We start from the raw sequence: 3,481 nt of genomic DNA, 5'->3' as shown, positions 1-3,481 counted from the left end.
GTGTCGACGGCCTTTCGGAGGTGTCGACGCCCGGCGGCGACCACGGCACGCCGAACGTCCGGGAAGTGCCTGGCAGGACCGGCACCGACGGGCTGTCGGGAAGCGGCCGTGTCTCCGCCGAGACGCCGTTGACCCCGGACAACCTGGCGGGGGTTCCCGGTCCGCACAGCGGCCGGCTGGACTCGTGGCTGGACGGCGCCCAGCACGCCGAGGCGCCGCAGGGCGAGCGCGGCCTGCCGAACTTCGAGGGACCGGCACGGCAGTCCGGACAGGAGGGCCTGGCCGGGTTCGACGGGCCCTCGCACCACCCGTCCGCGCCGGTGCAGCACGTCGTCACGGGCGACGGCCGGGGCGCCGGGGCGCCGCCGCCCTCGCACGAGGTGAGCGAGCAGGGCCACGACGGGGCGGGCCAGAACGTCGCGTCCGGGAGCGCGAACCGTGGTGGGCCGGGCCCGAGTGCCATGGAATCGGTGCGGTCCTCGCACCCGGACGTGCGGTCCGACGGCGGGCCGCGGGCGCCGGTGCGCGAGGTGCAGTCCGACGGCGGGCCGCAGAGCGCGAGGCCGGTCGAGGAGACGGGCCAGGGCGGCTCGCAGACGGCGCACAGCGGGCCTGACGAGGGCGTGCGCCAGGTCCACGACGCGCCGGAGCAGGGCGTGGTGGACCAGTCTTCGCGTTCCGAGGGGCAGGGCACGTATCAGGAGGAAGGCGGCGCTCCCGGCGGGCTCGCGGGCGCGCCCGTCGGCACCGGAGCCTCCCCACGTCCCGCCGAAACGGCGCCGAGGGGAACCGGGCCGACCGCCCGGGAGCGTCAGGCGGAGCAGGCGGAGGACGTCACCGACGCGGCCGGCGGGCGCCAGATCGAGCGCTACCCCGGCTTCGAGGAGACGAACGGCCCGTGGCAGCCGGTCGCGTCGCCGGTGGAGCGGGGCGGCGGCCTGTCGGCCTCCGGGCCGAGCGGCACCCGGTCCGTGGACGCGCCGAGCGCGTCAGCGGGCGGACCGCCCTCGAACGGCGCGCGGGGGGCCGCGACTGGCCCCGGCGGCGCGCAGCTCCCCGGGCAGGGGCTGGTACGGGAGGCGCCCGGTGGCGTGTTCGGACGTACCGGCACATCGCGTGCGGGGGCCGGGTCGGGGACCGGGCCGGGGTCCGGGTCCGGGCTCGGGGCTCCCAGGCTGTCGTCGGACCGGCCGTCGGTGAGTCCCGAGGGCCCGGCGCAGGGCTCCACGAGGCCGGGTGCGTCTGGTGCGTCCGAGGCGGGCACGAGGGACTCCGCCGGCCAGAGTCCGGCGGCCGGCGGCGGGACCGAGCGGACGCGGCAGACCCGTCCGGCGGCCGGCATCGGGGCCCGCAGGTCGCAGGACGACGAGACGCCGGTGAACACCGAGAACACCGAGAACACCGAGAACACGGCGTCGAGTTCCTCGGAGCCGAGCGTGATCGACGACGCGGATTCCGTTGGGCGGCGAGCGGAAACGGCGGCGACCTCGGTCGCCGGGGACACACCGCACGAGGAGTTCAGGGCCCCCGACGCGCCGACTCATGATCCCGGCGAGAGCAATCCGCTGCGGGACGCGCCCGACGCGCCCAACACCCCATTGACGGGTATGGCGGAGATGGGGGAGGGGCTGGCGCAGCGGTCGGATGCCCTGGACCAGGTGGCCCGGGAGTCCGGGATGGGCCGCGGCATACGTCGCGGGTTCACCGACGACATCGACGAGGCGATCGCCGGCAGGCAGTGGACCTCGGCGGTTGATCACCTGTCCGCGTTCCGGCAGGCGACCGGCGCGTACGTGCTCGACCAGCGTCTGAGGGCCTTCGACAGCCATATCGAGCACGGCTTCGACCGCTTCGAAAAGCTCGGTGCGGACCGTGCGGAGTGGCAGGCCAAGGTCGACGCGGTCCAGGAGGCGCAGCGCGGCGACGACCTGGACCGGATGGATGTGGCCCTGCGCGACTACACCAACTTCGTAGAGCAGCAGCTGCCGGCCGAGGTGCTGACCGGCAGGGATGCGGCGCAGCCGTACGACGCCGTACTGGAGGACCTGCGGCGTGAACTGGCGCAGACCTCGGACCCCCGTCGGGCACGGGACATCGGATCCGAGCTGAACGAGCTCCTGGATACCGCCGAGATACGGGACCGACTCGACCAGCTTCGCCAGGACCGCACCGATGAGGTGGAGACGGCACTGCTGCGCCGGATCGAGAACGCCGCTACCCAGGAGCAGGCGGCGCGAGCGATGGAGCAGCTTGAGCAGCACCGCGCAGAACGGGAGTTGCAGAACCGCCTGGACAGCATCTTCGCCGACGAGGCGGAGGAGACCGGTACCGGAAGCGGCCATACGCCGGTTTCCGACGACGAACTGCAAGCACGTTTCGACAAGCTGAAGGGTGACCAGGACGATCACGCGCGGGGGCTTCAGGCCCGAGTGGACGGGGACGACGCGCAGGACGCGGCCCGCGCGTTGGAGGAGCTGCGCGAGTACCGGGCCGATCAGGGCCTCCAGGACCGGCTGGAGCGCCTGAAGCTCGGCGCGGAGCGCGAAGCGCCGCCGAGCGAGGAGGAACTGACCGGGCGTCTGCATGCCCTCGGCGAGGGGCATGACGACCGGCGCACGGCACAGCTGCGCAAGGAGCTGAGGGACGCGCCGGGCCGTGCGGAGGCGGAGCGCAGGTATGACGCGCTGCAAAAGCACCTGGACCGCCTGGAGAAGGACCGGCTGAAGAACATCGGTCAACTGCGGGGAAAAATAGAGGAGTTGCAGGACCAGCGGAACGATGCGCTGGTGGACGCCATGCCGCGAGTCCCGTCGCGTGACCCGGGCGCGGACACGGAGGACGCCGGCGCCGGGCGCGGCATCGGTGAGCCGCCGGAGCGGCGGCCGGACCCCGAGTCCGGGACGGTCGCCGAGTTGCAGAGCCGCATCGACGGGCTGCGGGAACAGCTGGATGCCGCGCTCACCCAACGGGAGCACCAGCAGGCGCTCGACGAGGAGTTGAGCCGGCCCGTCGAGCGACCGGACGACGGCCGGCTGGACCGCATCGTCGACGAGGGCCTGGGGCGGGACGAGGACCGCGGGGACGGCAGCCCCGATTCCTCCGGCGAAGCCGCTCTCTCACAGTTGCCGAGCCTCGATGACCTCCTCAAGGACGAGGGCCTGTCGGGTGCGGCTCGCGACTCCTCCGAGGACGGTGACGGGCTGGGTCTGCCGAGTCTCGACGACTTCCTTGAGGACAAGGACCTCTCGGGTTCGCCCGGCGGTCGTTCCGACGACGATGCCCCTTCGGAGGCGCCCGGGGGCGCGGGACTCGCGGAACCCGTAGGGGGCTCGCGCCCGGCGAGCGGCCCGACCGGATCAGGGGCCCGCGCGGGCGACGGCGTACCCGCCAGGAACAGCCGTGAACCGGAGGGCCCCGCGACGAGGAACGAGCCCGGTGACGCCGTTCCCGGCGAACAGCTCAGGATGGCTGAGCGGAAACC

At 73.7% G+C, this 3,481-nt stretch carries 1 pseudogene; it reads left to right on the top strand.

Annotated features, from left to right (window positions below):
• Positions 1-65: 65 nt before the first annotated feature.
• Positions 66-3,481, top strand: a pseudogene (locus ACFU99_RS37750) (hypothetical protein); the annotation flags it as partial.

Origin of the sequence: Streptomyces sp. NPDC057654, assembly GCF_042800135.1 — a bacterium.
GTDB lineage: Bacteria > Actinomycetota > Actinomycetes > Streptomycetales > Streptomycetaceae > Streptomyces.
The sequence above is the reverse complement of the archived record's forward strand: the minus strand, read 5'-3'. Positions and strand labels throughout refer to the sequence as shown.